Here is a 19,897-nt window from a genome sequence, read left to right on the forward strand (position 1 = left end):
CTTCCTTAATCTTTTATAGCTTTTAATTGCTATTTCTTTATCTGTCTTTTGGATCAAGCGCGTCGCGCAGACCATCACCTACGTAGTTAAAGCAGAACAGCGTAACTACCATGAATGCCGCTGGGAATGCCAGTTGCCAAATAGCAACTTCCATTGTTTGCGAGCCTTCTTGTAACAGCGCGCCCCAACTTGTCATAGGCTCTTGAACACCAAGACCAAGGAAAGATAAGAATGATTCAGTAAGGATCATGCTTGGAATAAGTAGCGTTGAGTAAACCGCAACAATACCCAATACGTTCGGTACGATATGACGTGTAATGATTTTCCATTTGCTGACACCACATACGTGCGCAGCCTCAATGAATTCTTTACTACGTAAACTCAACGTTTGGCCACGTACGATTCGCGCCATATCGAGCCAAGCAATCGCGCCGATAGCAACAAAAATAAGTACGATATTACGACCAAAGAACGTCACCAGTACGATAACTAGGAACATGAATGGCACGGCGTATAGAATCTCCAGGATACGCATCATCACTCGGTCAGTGCGACCGCCAATGAAGCCTGAAGCTGCACCGTAAAGCGTACCTATCAGTACCGCTACGAATGCGCCCATCACACCAACCATAAGAGAAATACGGCCACCAATCATCGTACGAACGTATAGGTCACGGCCTAAACTGTCGGTACCAAACCAGTGATCAGCATTTGGGCCTACGTGCATTGCGTACCAGTCAGTATCATCGTAAGCATGCTGTGCCAACATAGGTAAGAAGATTACCGATAGCACCATAACAATTAGAATGAACAGACTGATCATTGCGGCTTTGTTGCGCATAAAACGAATACGCGCGTCCTGCCACAAGCTACGACCTTCAATTTCCAAACTCTCAGAGAATTTTTCGATCGCTTCTAAGTTTTCTTTTTTCTTCAACATAACCATGCGTCCCTGCTAGTAGCGAATTTTCGGGTCAATAAGCGCTAGTAAAATATCAACGATTGCGTTGAACAAGATGAATAGGAAACCAATCAAAATGGTTACACCCATTACTAACGAATAATCACGGTTAAACGCGGCATTAACAAACAGCTTACCAATACCCGGTAGGCCGAAGATGGTTTCAACAACAACTGAACCTGTAATGATACCTACAAACGCAGGCCCCATGTATGAAACAACAGGTAGCATTGCTGGCTTAAGTGCATGTTTAAGAACGATATAACGGTAACTTAGACCTTTAGCTCGAGCTGTACGGATAAAGTTACTGTTTAGGGTTTCAATCATGCTACCGCGAGTGATACGAGCAAAGGTTGCTACGTATAACAGAGACATCGCGATAACGGGTAGGACGATGTACATGTACGTACCACCGTGCCAACCACCTGCTGGAAATATATGCCAGTGTAGAGAGAATAGGTAGATAAGCGCTGGAGCCAACACGAAGGATGGCATGACCACCCCGAGCATGGCGGTCGACATTATGGTGTAGTCGATCCAGGTGTTGTGCTTCAAGGCGGCAATGGTTCCGACCGTTACCCCCATCAATAATGTGAAGATAAAGGCAACAAAACCTACCTTCGCAGATACTGGAAGCGCAACAGCAATCAGCTCATTTACTGTGTAATCTTGGTATTTAAAAGATGGACCAAAGTCACCCTGAAGGATGTTGGTCAAGTACGTGGTGTACTGTTCAAATACAGGTTTATCTAAGCCGTATTTAGCTTCGATGTTAGCCATAACTTCTGGCGGTAATGGACGTTCGCTTGAAAACGGGTTACCCGGTGCGAAACGCATGAGAAAGAAAGATATAGTGATCAACACCAACATGGTTGGAATCGCTTCAAATATCCTTTTCATAATGAATTTAAGCATAAACTCACTCTTTCAGTCTGTGACAATTAAAATTAGAAAGACGCTACATGCGCGCTCTGCGCATGTAGTGTCTGTATCGTTATAGTTATATTAACTTTTTAGAATCGAAGCTTATTATTGAGCTTTGATGTATAAGTCTTTCGAGAAGATCTTATCTTCCGCGTTGTTGATAGGGAAACCACCAACGTGCGGATTTAGTAGACGTGATTTCACGTATTGGTAGATAGGTGCGATAGGCATGTCTTTAGCCATTAACGCCTCAGCTTCTAGGTAAAGTGCTTCACGCTCTTCTGCTGATGTAGAGTTAAGTGCTTTATCAATGATTTGGTCGTACTCAGCGCTATCGTAGTGAACACCACCGGTAGTGTTGTTACTCTTCATTAGCGTTAGGAATGACGACGCTTCGTTGTAGTCACCACACCAACCAGCACGTGCTACTTCGAAATCACCTGAATCTTTAGAAGATAGGTAAGTTTTCCACTCTTGGTTTTCAAGCGTTACTTTAAGACCCAGTGTTTTCTTCCACATAGAACCTAGCGCTACAGCAATCTTCTTGTGGTTTTCAGAAGTATTGTAAAGTAGGTTGAAGTTTAGTGGGTTGTCTTTGCCGTAACCCGCTTCTTCAAGAAGGCGTGCAGCTTCTTCATTACGTTCTTTTTGAGACATCTTGCCGTAAGCAGGAAGTTCAGGGTTAAAGCCAGCTGTGATTTCAGGCGTTAGGAAGTAAGCTGGTTTTTGACCTTGTGCTAGGATTGCGTCACTTACGATATTACGGTCAATTGCGTAAGAGATTGCTTTACGTACACGAACATCATCAAATGGTGCTTTCTTAGTGTTAAAGATGTAGTAGTAAGTACATAGGTTACCCGCTACAGATACATCTTCCGCATACTCTTTCTTAAGGCGCTTGAAGTGCTCAGTTGGAAGTTCATTTGTAAAGTCGATTTCACCAGATAGGAAACGGTTCATTTCCGCAACTTGGTTTTCGATTGGTAGGAACGTTACTTTATTCAGAACAGTTTTATCATTGTTCCAGTATTGATCGTTACGCTTTAGTACTAGGCGTTCATTAACAACCCATTTATCGACAGAAAACGCGCCGTTACCTACAAAGTTACCCGGCTTAGTCCATTGGTCACCGAATTTTTCAACAGTCGCCTGATGTACTGGCTTCATTGTTGTGTGGCCCATCATCATTACGAAATATGGTACCGCTGTATCTAGTTCAACAACAAGCGTGTTTGCATCTACAGCTTTAACACCTAGCTCACTCTTGTCTTTCTTACCCGCTACGATGTCTTTCGCATTCACCATCTTGGTATATTCCATGTACCAAGCATATGGAGAAGCAGTGGCAGGATCGACTGCACGTTGCCAGCTGTAAACGAAATCTTCAGCAGTTACAGGATCGCCGTTAGACCATTTTGCATCTTTACGTAGGTGGAAAGTGAATGTTTTGTTGTCCGTCGTTTCCCAGCTTTCGGCTACACCTGGGATTGTATTACCTTCGCCATCTTGGTTCACTAGACCTTCTAGAAGATCACGAATTACGTGAGATTCTGGTACACCTTGAGATTTGTGTGGGTCGATAGTCGCAACTTCAGTACCGTTACCGCGAACAAGTTCCTGAACTTTTGCTAGTTCTGTGCCTGCTGGAACTTCAGCAGCGATAGAAAGAGTAGAAGTGGCAGCCACTGCCAAACCAGCACCTAGAAGAAGGGCCTGAGTGATTTTATTCTTGTACATTTAATAAACTCCAAGTTTTACGTATTGCATCCATGACTTCTTTGCTAAGTTCACTGAACGGCAGTGATTTAGATTTATTTAGCTCAAAATTTAAGCATAAAAATCTAAAACCTTACAAAGATTGAGGCACACACTATCAACCATTGAAGTAATTTGCCATAAACAAGTCGCAAAAAATCGGATAATTCTCCGAATTACTCAAGGTCACAGTGTAAATCTCTAATAAAAACCTAATGAATAGTTAATTACACATAGGAATTAATTAAAAAACAGCCTTTAGTGTTGATGTATCTGAATTGATACTTTTATTTAGCATCTTATGCTAGAACACTGTCGGCAAATTAACATTAATGCCACATGAAATCTAATTGCACATCACATATCCCCTAAATAGACTGCACTATTTGTGAGGATTATCACTTTATACAAAACAGCATAAAGCACTGCACCAAAACAGATTTGGAAATGCACCAAGACAGACTAAATCACGCGTTGAATTCATATGCAACTTGACTGCTTAACCATTTATTAAAGAACCTTTTATTTATAAATCACTTTGTAGCACGCACAAAAAAACCGACGTCAAACGTCGGCTTTCTTACTATCTACGTCCCAACCTGAAATACACTTTCACGTTAAGATCGAAACACGCTATGGAGTGGATTACTTCTTCCAACGCTCCGCTGCTTTCGCGTCGGAGTCTCGAGAGTCAACCCAACGAGTCGCCTCAGTAGTACGTTCTTTTTTCCAAAACGGCGCTTTGGTTTTCAGAAAATCCATAACAAACTCACACGCTTCGAAGGCAGCGCCACGATGTGCACTGGATACACCAACGTAAACAATCTGGTCACCGATATCTAGGTCACCAACGCGGTGAATCACTCGCATCTTCTGAATAGGCCAGCGCGCTTCAGCTTGATCACAGATCTCGCTCAACGACTTCTCTGTCATACCCGGATAATGCTCCAGAGACAAACCAATCACGTTATCGCCAAGGTTCATGTCGCGAACTTTACCAACAAACGTCACAACCGCTCCCGCAGCCGTACCTTGAGCTAGATAATCGTATTCGCCACCCACAGAAAAGTCTTCAGCAGTAACCAATACTCTTGGATCAATAACTCGAGAGTCATTCATGGTTAACCTCCAGTAACTGGTGGGAAGAAAGCCACTTCGTCGCCGTCTTTCACTTCAGTCGTCAAAGGTACGATTGATTGGTTGAGTGCTGCCAGCAGCTTGCCCTCTTCCAATGCGATATCCCATTTCCCTTCTTGTGTTACAAGGTGGCTGCGAATCGCTTCAATAGTATTGTATTGCGCATCGATCTCTAGGCTGTCAACACCGACAAGTTCACGAGTTTGAGCAAAGAAAAGTACAGTAATCATGATTCCACCTTAAAGTGTCCTGATTTACCACCTGTCTTCTCTAACAGGCGCACATTCTCGATAACAATGTCTTTCTGAACAGCTTTACACATATCGTAAATCGTTAGCGCGGCAACAGAAGCGGCCGTTAGCGCTTCCATTTCTACGCCTGTCTTACCTGCAAGCTTACATACCGATTCGATACGAACCTTGTTTTCAGACTCAATGGCTTCAAGTTGTACTTCTACTTTAGTGAGTAGCAAAGGGTGACACAGTGGAATCAAGTCCCACGTCTTCTTCGCTGCTTGGATACCAGCAATACGTGCCGTTGCGAAAACATCACCTTTATGGTGGCTGCCAGAAACAATCAGCTCTAGCGTTTCTGCTGACATTTGAACGAAAGCCTCTGCTCTCGCCTCACGTACTGTCTCTGCTTTAGCCGATACATCGACCATGTTCGCTTCGCCAGACGCGTTAATATGTGTAAATTGGCTCATGCTCAATCCACCTTATACAGAAAGATGTGGCATGAAGTTACAAGGACGGTGACTCGCATCCATCTGTTGCTTGATGATCTTAGTCCAACCTGTGCGGCAAGCACCTGTAGAACCTGGCATCGCAAAGATTACTGTGTGGTTAGCAAAACCCGCAATCGCACGAGATTGAATCGTCGATGTACCAATCTCTTCGTAAGACACTTGGCGGAAAAGCTCACCAAAGCCTTCTACTTCTTTGTCGAATAGTGGTTTAAGTGCTTCAGGTGTACTGTCACGAGATGTAAAACCCGTACCGCCAGTGATCATAATCGCTTGAACGCTTTCGTCAGCAATCCACTGAGATACGATCGCACGGATCTTGTACATGTCATCGATAACGATTTGCTTATCGACCACGTTGTGGCCTGCTTCTTTAGCATGCTCAGCTAGGTAACCACCTGACGTGTCATTTTCTTCTGTACGAGTATCTGAAACGGTTAGTACTGCGATGTTTGCTGCTTGAAATTTGCTTTCTGCGTGACCCATTTGTTCACCTATATAAATTTTTCAATGATTAGACTGATTCGCCCAGCTTAAAGAAGCTGAGCGATAAAATGCTTTAGAGTATATAGCGGGTTAACCGCCGATTGACGCCAAGTTTGGAGTCATGCCGCTGTTGCCATCATGCAAGAAGTGGCTAACGGACTTGGTTTGAAGCTGAGCCTGAATTCGATCAATGAGCTCTTGCTCTTGTTGATCTTCTTGAATTAGATCTCTCAGTTCAACACCATGGTCGCCAAACAGACATAAGTGAAGTTTACCGGTCGCAGAAACACGCAGTCGGTTACAACTCTCACAAAAGTCTTTCTCGTAAGGCATGATCAAACCGATTTCACCCTTGTAGTCTGGGTGGACAAACACTTGCGCGGGGCCATCATTAACGGCTTTGACTTTTAACAGCCAACCATTAGCAATAAGCTGGTTGCGGATCGCAACGCCAGACACATGGTGTTTATCGAACAACTCGTCCATCTCGCCGGTTTTCATCAGCTCGATAAAACGTAATTGAATGGGTTTGTCTTTGATCCAATTAAGGAAGGCTGGTAATTCCTGACTATTGAGGTCTTTCATCAATACGACGTTGACTTTGACTTGTTCAAAGCCAACCTCAAACGCTTTATCAATGCCTCGCATAACCTCTGTAAACTTATTCTCACCAGTGATCTGATGGAACATGCGCGAATCTAAGCTATCCACGCTCACGTTTATATGGGTTAAACCAGCATCACGCCATTGCCCTACTTGTTTCTCCATGCGGTAGCCATTCGTTGTCGTGGCTACTTTTTCGATGCCTGGAGTAGAAGCAACAGTATGTATGATTTCAGGAAAGTCTTTACGCAGGCTCGGCTCTCCGCCTGTAATGCGGATCTTTGAGGTACCACAATCTGCAAACGCTTTAACAATACGTTTGATCTCGGGAACACTTAAAAAAGACGAGTTTTTTTGCCCTGACGGTTTATAACCATCTGGCAAGCAGTAAGTACATTTAAAGTTACAGACGTCTGTAACCGACAAGCGCAAGTAATAAAACTTGCGATGGAATCTATCTTCGAATTGTTGCGCCACGGAACACCTTTCCAAACACGGGAGGCATAATCATTTCCAATTAAGCCCTTGTGACAACATGTCACTGGCTCTTGATGCGTATCGGTACAGCAAATACCACTGTGCGACTTAGCATGCGAGAGCTCGGAGTTATGGCAACTGCACGTTATATTCACACGCGCAGTAGCTGAGTAATAAAATACTTAATATTTGTACGTGAATCTAGCTCTGATGACAAAAAACGGGTCACATCGGCAAAAAAAACGTATCAAACCCTCAAAATAACTCTTGTTGAGTATCTGACGAGAAGCATTTAACCTAAATTATAGTTGGTAATAATCTAACAAGAACAAAAAATGAATATTTACTCTTCAAAAAAAGTCGTAGCAATCGGTGGGGGCCATGGCTTAGGTCGCATGCTAGCTGCATTAAAAGACTTTGGTAACAACGCAACTGGCATTGTTGCAACGACAGATAATGGTGGTTCCACCGGAAGAATTCGAGACTGCCAAGGTGGTATTGCTTGGGGAGATACTCGTAACTGTATCAACCAATTAATCACAGAACCTTCGATCAGTTCGATGATGTTTGAATATCGCTTTCGCGGTCAGGGTGAACTCGATGGTCACAACTTAGGTAACCTAATGCTAACGGCGCTAGACAACCTTTCCGTTCGCCCATTGGAAGCAATTAACCTAATTCGAAATATGCTCAAAGTCGATGTCAATATCGTCCCGATGACCGAGCACCCTTCTGATCTCACGGCGCTATCAATGGACGGTCGTTGGGTAACTGGCGAAACTAACGTTGATGACATGACAGAAAAGCTGCGCATGATGGACTTATCTCCAGAAGTACCGGCAACCAAAGAAGCTGTTGCTGCAGTTGAGCAAGCAGACTGCATTGTCCTTGGACCAGGAAGCTTTTTAACCAGTGTGATGCCCCCGCTGCTACTGCCAGAAATTGGCAAAGCAATCGCGGAAAATACCAAGGCAAAAGTTATCTTTGTTGAAAACCTTTCGCCAGAACACGGCCCTGCAGGAAAAATGACGCTTCAAGAACAATTGGAGTGGTGTGAACGTACCTGTAAGGCAAGAAAAATAGACATTGTACTGGGCAATGAACCACACCCTGAATTAGAAGGGCAATGGAATTGTGTGACCACTGATCTTGCCTCTCCTAACCGAGATTGGCGACACGACCGTTTAAAACTCCAACAAGCGATTAGGGATCAACTGGCTTAATGCTTGTAGCTTAGGCTAAACGACAGAGACCAGTAAAAACAAAAAAGGAGCATCATGCTCCTTTTTTAGTCTCTTTAATAACTCGCCGCTTTAGAGATCCGTCATCAACTGCTGATATTCAGTGTACGTTGATAACAGGAGCTCTTGCATATCTTGGAAATCAATATCGGTTACAGGCAATGCTTGCTTCACTTTTGCGTCTAAGCTAATCGCAAAACTACACAAAGAATCTGCGCCAAAACTCGCAGCGCTACTCTTAAGTGCATGGCTTATATCAGCCAAGTACTTAGATGTATCCGACGCTTTATTTATCTCTAGATGTTCGTAGTAGCCTTTCAACTCACCTAAGAAGATTTCCAGCAAAACTGGTACATTCTCTTGCCCTATTTCACCGGCAAGCTCATCAACTTTTTGCTGATTTAATACTTTCGTCATTATGATTTTCTTATTGTTTGGTGATTACTGCTTCGCATTCCACGTTTGCAACTTACGGTATATCGTCGATGGACTGACATCTAAGAAACCGGCCGCGCGGGGAATGTTGCCGTCACACGCTTTTATGGCCTGTTCGATAGCCGTCTTCTCAGTGATCCACAATGGGAAAATATCTTTTACCGTGATGTCTTCGTTCTGCTTCTCTTTCAAGCGCAAGCTGTTTTCAATCGGTTGGTTCAATGGTGGTGGAAGCATGTTGAGAGTAATCTCTTTGCCGTTATTCAATACCACCACGTTCCGTAATACGTTTTGTAGCTGACGAACGTTACCCGGCCACTCATATTGATTAAAGCGATCAAGCACTTCCTGAGCAAAACGCACAAACGCCTTACCTTCCTCAACCGACATGTAACCTAGTAACGAGTACGCAATCTCGATGACATCTTCACCGCGCTCGCGCAATGGCGGCAGGTGCAATGGAATCACGTATAAACGATAGTATAAATCTTCTCTAAAGCGACCTTCTTGTACTTCTTTCCAAGGGTCACGGTTGGTTGCACATACGAAACGAACATCGACACTCTTCATCTTCGAAGAGCCAACTTTTTGAAAAGTACCGGTTTGGATAAAGCGCAGCAGCTTGGTTTGCAGCTCTAAGTCCATTTCGCACAATTCATCAAGGAATAGTGTTCCGCCATCAGCAAGTTCAGCGGCACCTTGACGATCAGTTGCAGCACCGGTAAAGGCGCCTTTAACGTGGCCAAATAGCTCACTTTCAATTAGATCTTTAGGGATAGCCGCACAGTTAATCGCAATGAAAGGCTTGTCACCACGCTTGCTCGCCGCATGAATAGCTTCTGCACATACCTCTTTACCCGTACCACTTTCACCCGTGATGAAAATACTGGCTTTACTCGATGCTGCAGAGTCGATAGTTCGGTAAACCTGCTGCATGGTTTGGCTACTGCCAATGAAACCTTGATAGTTTTGGTTTCCCGGATGTTCCGAGCTGTTTTTAAGTTTGGTGGCTTTGCGGATCGCGTTGTTCACCGTAATACGGAGTCGGTCGGCTTCACACGGTTTGATAAGGAAATCTTGAGAACCATGACGCATAGCTTCTACGGCGGTATCGATAGAACCGTGAGCCGTCATGAAGATAACCGGAACTTCAGGGTACTTTTGTTTTACAGCAAATAGCACGTCCATACCGGTCATGTCAGGCAGACGTAGATCTAATAAAATAAGGTCTGGGATTCGATGATTCAAACTCTCGATTGCATCGCGGCCAGTGCCGACAATGTTGATATCAATTTCGAGCGGTGTAAGATACGAGCGATATAAAGCTGCTACCGAAGCGGTATCCTCTACCATCAACAAATACTTCGATTTGTTATCTAGCGTTTTTGATTGCATATCCTAGCCATTTATAATTTGCATTTCTTATTATAGTCGCATTCCGCTTTGCATTATGCAAATTAGCCACAATATTTGTAGTGTGTTTTTTTACTTACTTCAAACAATCAATGTTTTATCTATCTGGCACGAACGATGCAACGGTATAAATGACCTTCGGGTCACCTAGCCAACTGACGTTGTTAGTGGACCGAGTGTTCACAAACGTAAGCCAGTAGAACATTTACTACTGGCTGTTTTTTTGCCTGAAACACTCTCAATTCTTGTCTTGAGGGGATCAACTTCTTAAGTGAAAAGTGAGATTAGCTGTTGGTAATAAACTGCTTTCTTAGTTGCTCAATTTCATCACGCTTCTGTGCTGCCAATTCAAATTCTAGGTTCTGAGCATGCTGATACATCGCAGCTTCTAGCTTGCTGATCTCTTTATCAAGCTGTTGCGGTGTAAGTACTGCATAACTTTCAGAAGGCTCTGCAACCTTAGATAGAGGAACTTGCTTCGATTGGCGCTGCTGCTTCGACTTGGTTAGATCACCCAGCTCCATAATATCTTTGATATTACGTTTAAGCGCTTGTGGCGTGATACCTTGCTCTTCGTTATAGGCTTGCTGTTTCTCACGACGACGATCAGTTTCATCAATCGCTTTTCTCATTGATTTGGTAATCGAGTCACCATACAAGATAGCTCGACCTTCCAAGTTACGAGCTGCACGACCAATGGTTTGAATCAGAGAACGCTCAGAACGTAAGAAACCCTCTTTATCAGCATCAAGAATCGCCACCAGCGATACTTCCGGCATATCCAAACCTTCACGAAGTAAGTTAATACCCACTAACACGTCGAACTCGCCCAAACGTAGGTCTCGAATGATCTCTACACGCTCAACGGTATCGATATCTGAGTGCAAGTAACGAACCTTAACACCATGCTCACTAAGGTATTCGGTTAAGTCTTCTGCCATTCGTTTAGTCAACGTAGTGACCAATACGCGCTCTTCTTTCACTGAACGGATTCTGATTTCAGACAGCAAGTCATCCACCTGAGTCGCGACAGGTCTTACTTCGATGATTGGGTCTAACAGACCAGTAGGACGCACCACTTGATCAGCAATCTCACCATCTGATTTCTCAATCTCATAATTACCCGGCGTGGCCGACACAAAAATGGTTTGTGGCGCGATCGATTCGAACTCTTCAAATTTCATCGGACGGTTATCCAATGCAGAAGGCAGTCTAAAGCCAAACTCGACCAAGGTTTCTTTACGAGAACGGTCACCTTTATACATCGCACCAATTTGCGGCACGGTTACGTGTGACTCATCGATGATCAGCAAACCATCATCAGGCAGATAATCGAATAACGTTGGCGGCGCTTCCCCTTCCGCACGGCCGCTCAAGTATCGTGAATAGTTTTCGATACCGGAACAGAAACCCAGCTCAGTCATCATCTCGATATCAAACTGAGTTCTTTGAGAAATACGCTGTTCTTCTAACAGTTTGTTGTTGTCTTTTAAATATTGAGCCCTATCGCGCAACTCATCCTTAATCTTCTCAATCGCCTCAAGGATCTTCTCTCTTGGGGTGACATAGTGAGTTTTTGGATAAACGGTAAAACGCGGTAAGTCTCTTTGTTTCACCGCACCAGTCAGAGGATCAAAAATACTAATGCAGTCCACTTCGTCATCGAACATTTCAATTCGAACCGCATCTTGGTCAGATTCAGCGGGAAAGATATCAATAACTTCACCACGAACACGGAACTGCCCACGCTCAAACGCGACATCGTTTCTTGAATATTGCAGCTCAGCCAAGCGGCGTAGAATGTCTCGCTGATCCATCACCTCACCACGACTCAAATGAAGCATCATCTTCAAATAAGACTTAGGATCACCAAGACCGTAGATAGCCGATACAGACGCAACAATAATGGCATCTTTTCTTTCTAACAAAGCTTTGGTCGCTGAAAGTCTCATTTGCTCAATATGAGCATTTATCGACGCATCTTTCTCGATAAAGGTATCCGTGGTTGGAACGTAGGCTTCCGGTTGGTAATAATCGTAGTAAGAAACAAAGTACTCAACGGAGTTATTCGGAAAGAAAGATTTCATCTCGCCATAAAGTTGAGCTGCCAACGTTTTGTTAGGCGCTAACAAGATTGCTGGTCTTTGAGATTGAGAAATGACGTTGGCAAGAGTAAAGGTTTTACCAGAGCCCGTTACCCCTAATAGAGTTTGATGTGCCAAACCAGAATCTAATCCATCTAGTAATCTGGTTATCGCTGTCGGCTGGTCACCGGACGGGCTATAGTCCGATACCAAGTCAAAGAGTTTACTCATAGGTCGCCATTTCCATACTGTTTTTATAATCAGGTCATTGTCACTCTAGGAGGAGTGTAGTTGCAACTATTATCTAGAGAAATGCTTCTTAAGATTAGATATCAGTGATAGCTTTTACTTTTAGAACTTGGTATTATCCGTGCCCTTGCAAGATCTCTTCAGCTAAATCACTCAATTTTTAATCCACTACTTTTCCCCAAAAAATCTAAAAATAGCACTTGTTTTACTGTATATTTTATAATCGTCAAAAGTTATACAATCGTGATATTTTGATACAAATCTTTTAAATACATTACCTTACCTCAGATTTTTATATTCTCAGATTTATCCCAATTATTGTTGTTAAAGTTTCACACACACACTTATCCACAATTTTGGTGGATAACTAAAGAAAAGCTAAATCCGGTAAGGCGTCCAAGAAAGTAAAGTTTTTTATATTATTTTTTTCTGCTATTTTTTATTGACAGAAATTCGGACTATTATTAGAATTCGCGTCGCTAACAAGCAATTCCCCTTTAGTTCAGTTGGTAGAACGGCGGACTGTTAATCCGTATGTCGCAAGTTCAAGTCTTGCAAGGGGAGCCAAATTCAGAAAAAAGCTCAATCGAAAGATTGGGCTTTTTTCGTATATAACTGCGACTAACTTGTTCCAAGTTAATGTCACAAACCTAGCCGCCCGCGTTCAAGTCTCGACAAGGGGTGTCTCGTCCTAAAATACGTTGACGATTTTAGTAAGCCAGTAACGCAAGTTGCTGGCTTTTTTCATGCATCTTATTTGGCGTATTCATACCTAAGCTGAGATGCGGCCTCATTTCGTTGTACGTATATATCGACTCCTCAACAAGCGTTTTCAACTCACGAAGATCTTTGCACTGAGTAAGCAAGAATTCTTGCTTGAGGATACCATTGACACGCTCAGCTAACGCGTTTTGATAACAGTCATAACCATCCGTCATTGACGGTGTTATGCCATGCTTTTTAAGCTTCTCTTGATAAAGACTAGAACAATACTGAAGCCCTCTATCTGAGTGATGGATTGTCGCATGACGATAACATCGAGTTTTTACCGTCATATCTAGGGCCTTCACAACATCGCTCGCTTTCATTTCATTGCTGACTTCATAACCCATGATTTTACGACTGAAGGCATCGGTAACCAATGACAAGTAATGAACGCCCTCGTTCGATTGAACATAAGTGATGTCGCTCACCAGAACTTCTTCTGGTTTGGACGGAACGACTTCTTTTAGCAAGTTCGGATGTTTTTTCATCCAGTGCCTACTGTTCGTTGTTTTGGTGTAACTTCGTCTCGGCTTAACGAGTAAGCGCTCTTCTCTGAGGTAATTAAACAAAGCATCACGGCCAAGTTTTATTCCCTTAGCTATCAACTTCGGCTTCAGTAAGAAATAGAGCTTACGAGCTCCCAGCCGAGGCATGAACCGTCTTAGTTCAAGCACCATCTCTTTCACAGGAGCAAGCTCAGCCTGACGAGTGGTCTCACGCTTTTCTCTCTGATAGACACACTGACGAGATATATTGAGCAATGAGCAAGCTTTATTTAAGCTTACTTTTTTCTCTTTTTGAAGGCTTCTTGCTCCTTCGCTATATACTTTTTTCTTAGCGACATCCCGTGCTCAGCATCAAGAATATCAACAACCCTATTAAGAAGAAGGCATCTGAGACGTTCATCTTCGAGCTCTTGTTCAAGTCGTTTTATTTTTTGGGCAGGCGTTTCATTCGCTCTCGGTGATTTAGGCATCGTGCTCTTCCTTGGATTGGTAGTCCAATCCATTTTGCCATGCTTTCTTAACCAAGTAAGAACAGTCGAACGACCTTGTATGCCGTAAATTGATTGGGCTTGTTTATAGGTCATGTCGCCTTTTTCGATGGCGTCTACAACCTGCAATTTAAAGCCTAGTGTGTAATCACGCTGAGTGCGCTTAACGTAGTGTTTATTTGGAATGGTCATCATTAATCCTCAATGTGTAAACACATTTCAGGACGGGACAGGGGCCAAATTTAAAGAAGCCGCATCACTCGATGCGGCTTTTTGCGTTTTAGTGCTTTGGGCTCGTATTTTACTCGCCTCTTTCACGCCTCTTTTTGATAGTTCTGAGCACAAAAAGCCACAAATATGACCCTATTCGTAGGAAGCAGATCGAGTTCAATTCAAGAATGATCTTATGAAAGATCCAGTTTAACTACTCCTATAAACTGTCTCACGAAGTAAAAATTGGCCGTCTATACTTACGGTAACTTTAATAATCAATCGATTACCTGATGTTTTTTTCACCAAGCATCTAAATCCCTAGTGATCCTTGGTTGTTATTAGGTGAGCAAAGCAGGATAATATCGGGATCGGAATCTCAAGAATTAATCCATTATGACCGAATACCTTTTGTTGTTGGTTGGCACAGTGCTGGTCAATAACTTTGTGCTAGTGAAGTTTTTAGGACTATGTCCATTTATGGGAGTCTCCAAGAAACTGGAGACTGCGATTGGCATGGGCCTCGCGACGACTTTCGTTCTGACGTTAGCGTCGGTCTCTGCATACCTAGTAGAAACCTACATCCTTACCCCTCTGGGTATTGAATACCTGCGTACTATGAGTTTCATCTTGGTTATCGCAGTGGTTGTTCAATTTACGGAAATGGTCGTTCACAAAACCAGCCCAACGCTATATCGCCTATTGGGTATCTTTCTGCCTCTTATCACCACCAACTGTGCGGTATTAGGTGTGGCACTTCTGAACATCAATGAAAACCACAACTTCATTCAGTCGATCATCTATGGCTTCGGCGCTGCGGTTGGTTTCTCGCTTGTATTGATCCTATTTGCTGCAATGCGTGAGCGTATTGCGGTTGCTGATGTTCCAATGCCCTTCAAAGGCGCATCGATTGCGATGATCACAGCAGGCCTAATGTCTCTGGCATTTATGGGCTTTACTGGGTTGGTGAAGTAAGCATGAGTACCATCTTAATTGCAATCATTGCACTCGCCGTTTTAGCCGCCGTTTTTGGCGCTATCTTAGGCTTTGCTTCTATCCGCTTTAAAGTGGAAGCCGATCCGATCGTTGATCAAATCGACACCATATTGCCGCAAACTCAGTGTGGTCAGTGTGGCTACCCAGGTTGTCGTCCATACGCAGAGGCGATCGCTAACGGAGACAAGATCAACAAATGTCCTCCGGGCGGCCAAGCTACGATTGAGAAGCTTGCAGATTTAATGGGCGTAGAAGTTGAAGACTCCGCTCATGATTTAGATAACAAAGTAAAAACCGTTGCCTTCATTCATGAAGATATGTGTATTGGCTGTACCAAATGCATTCAAGCCTGCCCTGTCGACGCCATTGTTGGTGGCACCAAGGCACTTCACACAGTAATCAAAGATGAATGTACAGGTTGTGATCTATGTGTCGCACCGTGCCCTACTGACTGTATCGAAATGATTCCAGTGGCAACAACGACTGAAAATTGGAAATGGCAGATGAACATCATTCCTGTTACTGATATCACTAACCAAGCAACTGATGCGACCGCGTCAGAGCCTAAAGCATAGGGTTAGTATGATCTCTTTAATTGAACAAATTCGCACGGGCTCTATTTGGAACTTCCCAGGCGGTGTGCACCCTGCTGAAAACAAGAAACAGTCGAATACTACTGATATCGTGCATGCAAGGCTTCCTGAAGAAATCGTTCTTCCGGTGAAACAGCACATCGGTAAGCCTGGTAACTTGTTGGTTGCTGTCGGTGATGCCGTACTCAAAGGTCAACAACTGACGGCCTTAGAGACTGGTTTCACTTTGCCAGTACATGCACCAACATCGGGTGTGATTACCGCTATCGAACCACGAACCACCGCTCACCCTTCAGGCTTGAGCGAAATGTGCGTGGTTATTAAACCTGATGGCTTAGACACTTGGATTGAAAAAAACCCAGTTGCAGATTTCTCGACAAAGACTTCTGACGAACTGCTTGATGTGATTCGCCAAGCTGGCATTTCAGGCATGGGCGGCGCAGGCTTCCCTACGGCTAAGAAGCTTCAATCCGGCTTAGGTCGTACCGACATTTTGATCGTCAATGCTGCGGAATGTGAACCTTACATCACCTCTGATGACAAGTTGCTTCAAGAACATGCCGACGAAGTATTAAAAGGCATCGAAGTGGTTGAACACATTCTTCAACCAAAGCTGACGGTTATCGGCATTGAAGACAACAAACCAGACGCGATAAAAGCACTGGAGATTGCAGCAAAAGACAAAGATATCGTCATTCGTGTTATCCCAACTAAATACCCTTCTGGTGGTGAGAAGCAACTTATCAAGATCCTCACCAACAAAGAGGTTCCAGCTGGCGGCATCCCTGCAGACATTGGTGTTTTGGTTCAGAACGTCGGTTCTCTTTACTCGATTAAGCGAGCGGTAATTGACGGCGAACCTGTGGTTAACCGCGTTGTGACATTAACCGGTAAAACCTTTAAGCAACCTCGTAACGTTTGGGCGCTATTAGGCACACCAGTACATGAGTTACTTGAAGAGTTTGGCTACAAAGCAGATAAAAAACTCCCGCGTTTAATTTTGGGCGGCCCGATGATGGGTTTTACCTTGCCGCATGCCAATGTGCCAATCACCAAAACGTCGAACTGTATTTTAGCGCCAACGCGTCGTGAGATCTCACCAAGCACTTACGAGATGGAATGTATTCGTTGCAGCGCGTGTGCTGAAGCTTGTCCTGCGTCTCTACTTCCTCAACAACTGCAATGGCATGCGAAAGCCAACGAGTTGGATAAGTGTGAAGAGCTGAATATTAAAGACTGTATTGAATGTGGTGCTTGTGCGTTTGTCTGCCCAAGTGAAATCCCTCTTGTTCAGTACTATCGCCAAGCGAAAGCCGAAATCAAAACAAGAAAAGACGAAGCGACAGCTGCAGAGCGCGCCAAGATTCGTTTCGAAGAGAAAAACGCTCGTATGGAGCGTGACAAAGCTGAACGTGAAAATCGCTTCAAGAAAGCCGCTGATAACCGTCGTAAAGACATGAAATCAGCCGATGGTGATGATGCGATTGCAGCTGCGATTGCTCGCGTTAAAGCTCAAAAAACAGCAGCAGACCAAACACCTAATGCAGAACCAGCAGTGAAACCTGCGGTAGCCGCTGCGATTGCTAAGGCAAAAGCGAAACAAGCTGCAGCTCAAAAAGCAAACGACGCCGGACCTGATAACTCTGAAATGTCTAAGTTACGAGAAGAGCGTAAGAGACAAGCTAGAGAACGTAAGGCACAACAAGCTGCAACGGATAATCCAGCAGAGAACTCTGGCGATACTAAGAAAGATGCTGTCGCTGCGGCTATTGCTCGCGCTAAAGCCAAGAAAGCTCAACAAGCGGAATCAGCGTCTGAAGCTTCAGCTGAAAGCTCTGGCGACGCTAAGAAAGATGCAGTCGCTGCAGCCATTGCTCGTGCTAAAGCCAAGAAGGCTCAGCAGGCAGAATCTGCTTCTGAAGCTCCGGTTGAAAAATCAGGTGACGCTAAGAAAGATGCTGTCGCTGCGGCTATTGCTCGCGCTAAAGCCAAGAAAGCTCAACAAGCAGGTTCAGCTTCCGAGGCTCCGGCTGAAAGTACTGGTGATGCTAAAAAAGATGCTGTTGCTGCAGCTATCGCTCGCGCTAAAGCGAAGAAGGCTCAACAAGCAGAATCAGCTGCTCAAACCGAAAGTGAAGCTCCGGCTGAAAGCTCTGGCGACGCTAAGAAAGATGCTGTTGCTGCAGCTATCGCTCGAGCTAAAGCGAAGAAAGCTCAACAAGCAGAGTCAGCTACTCTAACCGAAAGTGAAGCTCCGGTTGAAAGCTCTGGCGACGCTAAGAAAGATGCTGTTGCTGCAGCTATCGCTCGTGCTAAAGCCAAGAAATCTCAACAAGCAGAATCAGCTGCTCTAACCGAAAGTGAAGCGCCGGTTAAAAGTTCTGGCGACGCTAAGAAAGACGCAGTCGCTGCAGCAATTGCTCGCGCTAAAGCCAAGAAAGCACAGCAAGCTAAGCAAGACCAAACAGCAGAAACTCCTGAGCCAGTGATTGAAGTTGAAGCTGAAATTCAATCAGAGCCCGTCGATCCAAAAAAAGCTGCCGTTGCCGCTGCAATAGCTCGTGCTAAAGCGAAGAAAGCACAGCAAGCTAAGCAGGTCGAAGCAGAAGCAACCGCTCCTGAAGCTGTAGTTGAAATTGAAGTGGAAGCTGAGATTCGATCAGAACCAGTCGACCCTAAAAAAGCAGCAGTTGCTGCAGCGATTGCTCGTGCTAAAGCAAGAAAGGCGCAGCAAGAGCAAGACAAAAAGAATAATGAGGAGAAAGAGTAGTGGCCTTCTTTATCGCCAGCTCACCGCACGCGCACAATCGTAGAAGCACCCCCGATCTCATGAAATGGGTCGCTATTTGTGCATTGCCAGGTCTACTAGCTCAAACCTACTTCTTTGGATGGGGCACGCTCATCCAGTTAGTATTTGCTATTGCACTTGCTGTTACCTTTGAAGCCGCTGTAATGCTGCTAAGAAAACGTCCGCCAGTGATGGCATTACGTGATTACAGCGCTGTTGTGACCGCTTGGCTACTCAGTGTCGCGATTCCCCCACACTCTCCGTGGTGGATTCTAGTGATAGGTATGTTCTTCGCTATTGTCATCGCTAAGCACCTATATGGCGGCCTTGGACAAAATCCATTTAATCCAGCGATGGTTGCTTACGTTGTTTTGCTGATCTCATTCCCAGTTCAAATGACGAGTTGGAATGCGCCGACCAGTTTAACGGCTGAAGCTACGAGCTTTGTTGACTCATTTTTGATGATCTTTACTGGCTTCAATAATGAAGGTTTATCTCTGCAACAAGCGCGTCTAGGTATTGATGGCACCACGATGGCAACGCCACTCGATGCCTTCAAAACCGCATTAACGGCAGGTAACACAGCGTCTGAAGCTCTGTCTCAACCGCAATTCAGCTGGCTAGCTGGCGTAGGTTGGGAATGGGTGAACCTTGCTTACCTAGTTGGTGGCTTGGTACTTATCAAGCAACGCGTGATTCAATGGCATATTCCGGTAGCTTTCATCGGCAGCCTTGCGCTGTTTAGCCTGGTATTCTTAATCTTAACGCCAGGTGAAACCGCTTCGCCAACCATTCACCTATTGTCTGGCGCGACTATGCTTGGTGCATTCTTCATTGCAACCGATCCGGTTTCCGCCTCGACGACAGTGAAAGGTCGCTTGGTATTTGGCGCTCTGATTGGCGGGTTAGTCTTTATTATCCGCAGTTGGGGTGGCTTCCCTGATGGTGTGGCGTTTGCTGTATTGTTAGCCAACATGTGTGTTCCACTGATTGACTACTACACCAAACCTCGTACATACGGCCACTAAGGAAGCAGATACT

The 19,897-nt window shown here is 44.4% G+C and carries 17 protein-coding genes, 1 tRNA gene and 1 riboswitch; of the genes, 6 read left to right on the forward strand and 12 right to left on the reverse strand.

What is annotated here, in order from left to right; genetic code table 11:
* Positions 1–37: 37 nt before the first annotated feature.
* The 8 genes from oppC to moaA all read right to left on the reverse strand — a co-directional run bounded on the left by oppC (position 38) and on the right by moaA (position 7,088).
* The gene (gene oppC / locus M4S28_RS12440) at positions 38–940 is read right to left on the reverse strand and encodes an oligopeptide ABC transporter permease OppC (protein WP_004734021.1); all 903 of its coding nucleotides are present in this window, start codon (positions 938–940) and stop codon (positions 38–40) included.
* Positions 941–955: 15 nt separating this feature from the next.
* Positions 956–1,876 (reverse strand): oligopeptide ABC transporter permease OppB, encoded by a 921-nt coding sequence (gene oppB / locus M4S28_RS12445; RefSeq protein ID WP_004734022.1) that lies wholly within the window; start codon positions 1,874–1,876, stop codon positions 956–958.
* A 114-nt stretch (positions 1,877–1,990) separates the two neighbouring features.
* Positions 1,991–3,622: an ABC transporter substrate-binding protein gene (locus tag M4S28_RS12450; RefSeq protein WP_102456671.1), complete on the reverse strand. Its 1,632-nt coding sequence runs from the start codon at positions 3,620–3,622 to the stop codon at positions 1,991–1,993.
* Positions 3,623–4,285: 663 nt separating this feature from the next.
* A complete protein-coding gene (gene moaE, locus M4S28_RS12455; protein ID WP_004734024.1) occupies positions 4,286–4,759 on the reverse strand; it encodes a molybdopterin synthase catalytic subunit MoaE in 474 nt (157 codons plus the stop codon).
* A gap of 2 nt (positions 4,760–4,761) precedes the next feature.
* A complete protein-coding gene (gene moaD / locus M4S28_RS12460) occupies positions 4,762–5,007 on the reverse strand; it encodes a molybdopterin synthase sulfur carrier subunit (RefSeq protein ID WP_004734025.1) in 246 nt (81 codons plus the stop codon).
* Positions 5,004–5,483 (reverse strand): cyclic pyranopterin monophosphate synthase MoaC, encoded by a 480-nt coding sequence (gene moaC / locus M4S28_RS12465; protein WP_004734026.1) that lies wholly within the window; start codon positions 5,481–5,483, stop codon positions 5,004–5,006. Before moaC ends, moaD begins: the two co-directional genes overlap by 4 nt.
* A gap of 12 nt (positions 5,484–5,495) precedes the next feature.
* On the reverse strand, positions 5,496–6,008 hold the full coding sequence (moaB, locus tag M4S28_RS12470) for a molybdenum cofactor biosynthesis protein B (RefSeq protein ID WP_017084034.1): 513 nt from the start codon (positions 6,006–6,008) through the stop codon (positions 5,496–5,498).
* A 90-nt stretch (positions 6,009–6,098) separates the two neighbouring features.
* Positions 6,099–7,088 (reverse strand): GTP 3',8-cyclase MoaA, encoded by a 990-nt coding sequence (gene moaA, locus M4S28_RS12475; protein ID WP_026012219.1) that lies wholly within the window; start codon positions 7,086–7,088, stop codon positions 6,099–6,101.
* Positions 7,077–7,229: riboswitch (molybdenum cofactor riboswitch) on the reverse strand. (Overlaps the previous gene by 12 nt.)
* A 194-nt stretch (positions 7,230–7,423) precedes the next feature.
* Between moaA and M4S28_RS12480 the strand changes: the two genes are divergently transcribed.
* Positions 7,424–8,311 (forward strand): YvcK family protein, encoded by an 888-nt coding sequence (locus tag M4S28_RS12480; RefSeq protein ID WP_017063463.1) that lies wholly within the window; start codon positions 7,424–7,426, stop codon positions 8,309–8,311.
* A 90-nt stretch (positions 8,312–8,401) separates the two neighbouring features.
* Here the strand turns inward: M4S28_RS12480 and luxU are convergent, their stop codons facing one another.
* The 3 genes from luxU to uvrB all read right to left on the reverse strand — a co-directional run bounded on the left by luxU (position 8,402) and on the right by uvrB (position 12,492).
* Positions 8,402–8,746: a quorum-sensing phosphorelay protein LuxU gene (gene luxU / locus M4S28_RS12485; RefSeq protein ID WP_004734030.1), complete on the reverse strand. Its 345-nt coding sequence runs from the start codon at positions 8,744–8,746 to the stop codon at positions 8,402–8,404.
* A gap of 24 nt (positions 8,747–8,770) precedes the next feature.
* On the reverse strand, positions 8,771–10,159 hold the full coding sequence (luxO, locus tag M4S28_RS12490) for a quorum-sensing sigma-54 dependent transcriptional regulator LuxO (RefSeq protein WP_004734031.1): 1,389 nt from the start codon (positions 10,157–10,159) through the stop codon (positions 8,771–8,773).
* A 302-nt stretch (positions 10,160–10,461) separates the two neighbouring features.
* The gene (gene uvrB / locus M4S28_RS12495) at positions 10,462–12,492 is read right to left on the reverse strand and encodes an excinuclease ABC subunit UvrB (protein WP_017084035.1); all 2,031 of its coding nucleotides are present in this window, start codon (positions 12,490–12,492) and stop codon (positions 10,462–10,464) included.
* 509 nt (positions 12,493–13,001) lie between these two features.
* On the opposite strand from uvrB, the gene M4S28_RS12500 reads away from it, so the two are divergent.
* Positions 13,002–13,077 (forward strand) — tRNA-Asn (locus M4S28_RS12500).
* A 143-nt stretch (positions 13,078–13,220) separates the two neighbouring features.
* Here M4S28_RS12500 and M4S28_RS12505 read toward each other — a convergent pair.
* Positions 13,221–14,461, reverse strand: a protein-coding gene (locus M4S28_RS12505) for an IS3 family transposase (RefSeq protein ID WP_445329536.1) whose coding sequence is annotated in 2 segments (ribosomal slippage) — positions 13,221–14,089 and positions 14,089–14,461 — 1,242 coding nt in all. Because the reading frame shifts where the segments join, the coding sequence is not laid out codon by codon here.
* Between the two features lie 414 nt (positions 14,462–14,875).
* Here M4S28_RS12505 and rsxA point away from each other — a divergent pair.
* The 4 genes from rsxA to rsxD are packed head-to-tail and all read left to right on the forward strand — an operon-like array spanning position 14,876 to position 19,884.
* Positions 14,876–15,454, forward strand: coding sequence for an electron transport complex subunit RsxA (rsxA, locus tag M4S28_RS12510; RefSeq protein ID WP_004734039.1), 579 nt, complete (start codon positions 14,876–14,878; stop codon positions 15,452–15,454).
* A gap of 2 nt (positions 15,455–15,456) precedes the next feature.
* Entirely contained in the window at positions 15,457–16,050 is a 594-nt protein-coding gene (rsxB, locus tag M4S28_RS12515) for an electron transport complex subunit RsxB (protein ID WP_004734040.1), read from the forward strand.
* Between the two features lie 7 nt (positions 16,051–16,057).
* Positions 16,058–18,838 (forward strand): electron transport complex subunit RsxC, encoded by a 2,781-nt coding sequence (gene rsxC / locus M4S28_RS12520; protein ID WP_249631902.1) that lies wholly within the window; start codon positions 16,058–16,060, stop codon positions 18,836–18,838.
* Complete coding sequence (gene rsxD / locus M4S28_RS12525; RefSeq protein WP_004734042.1) at positions 18,838–19,884, forward strand: electron transport complex subunit RsxD; 1,047 nt, start codon at positions 18,838–18,840, stop codon at positions 19,882–19,884. The genes rsxC and rsxD overlap by 1 nt, the downstream gene beginning before the upstream one ends.
* Positions 19,885–19,897 lie beyond the last annotated feature (13 nt).

This window comes from Vibrio sp. J383, from assembly GCF_023503985.1.
GTDB classification, from domain to species: Bacteria; Pseudomonadota; Gammaproteobacteria; order Enterobacterales; family Vibrionaceae; genus Vibrio; species Vibrio splendidus.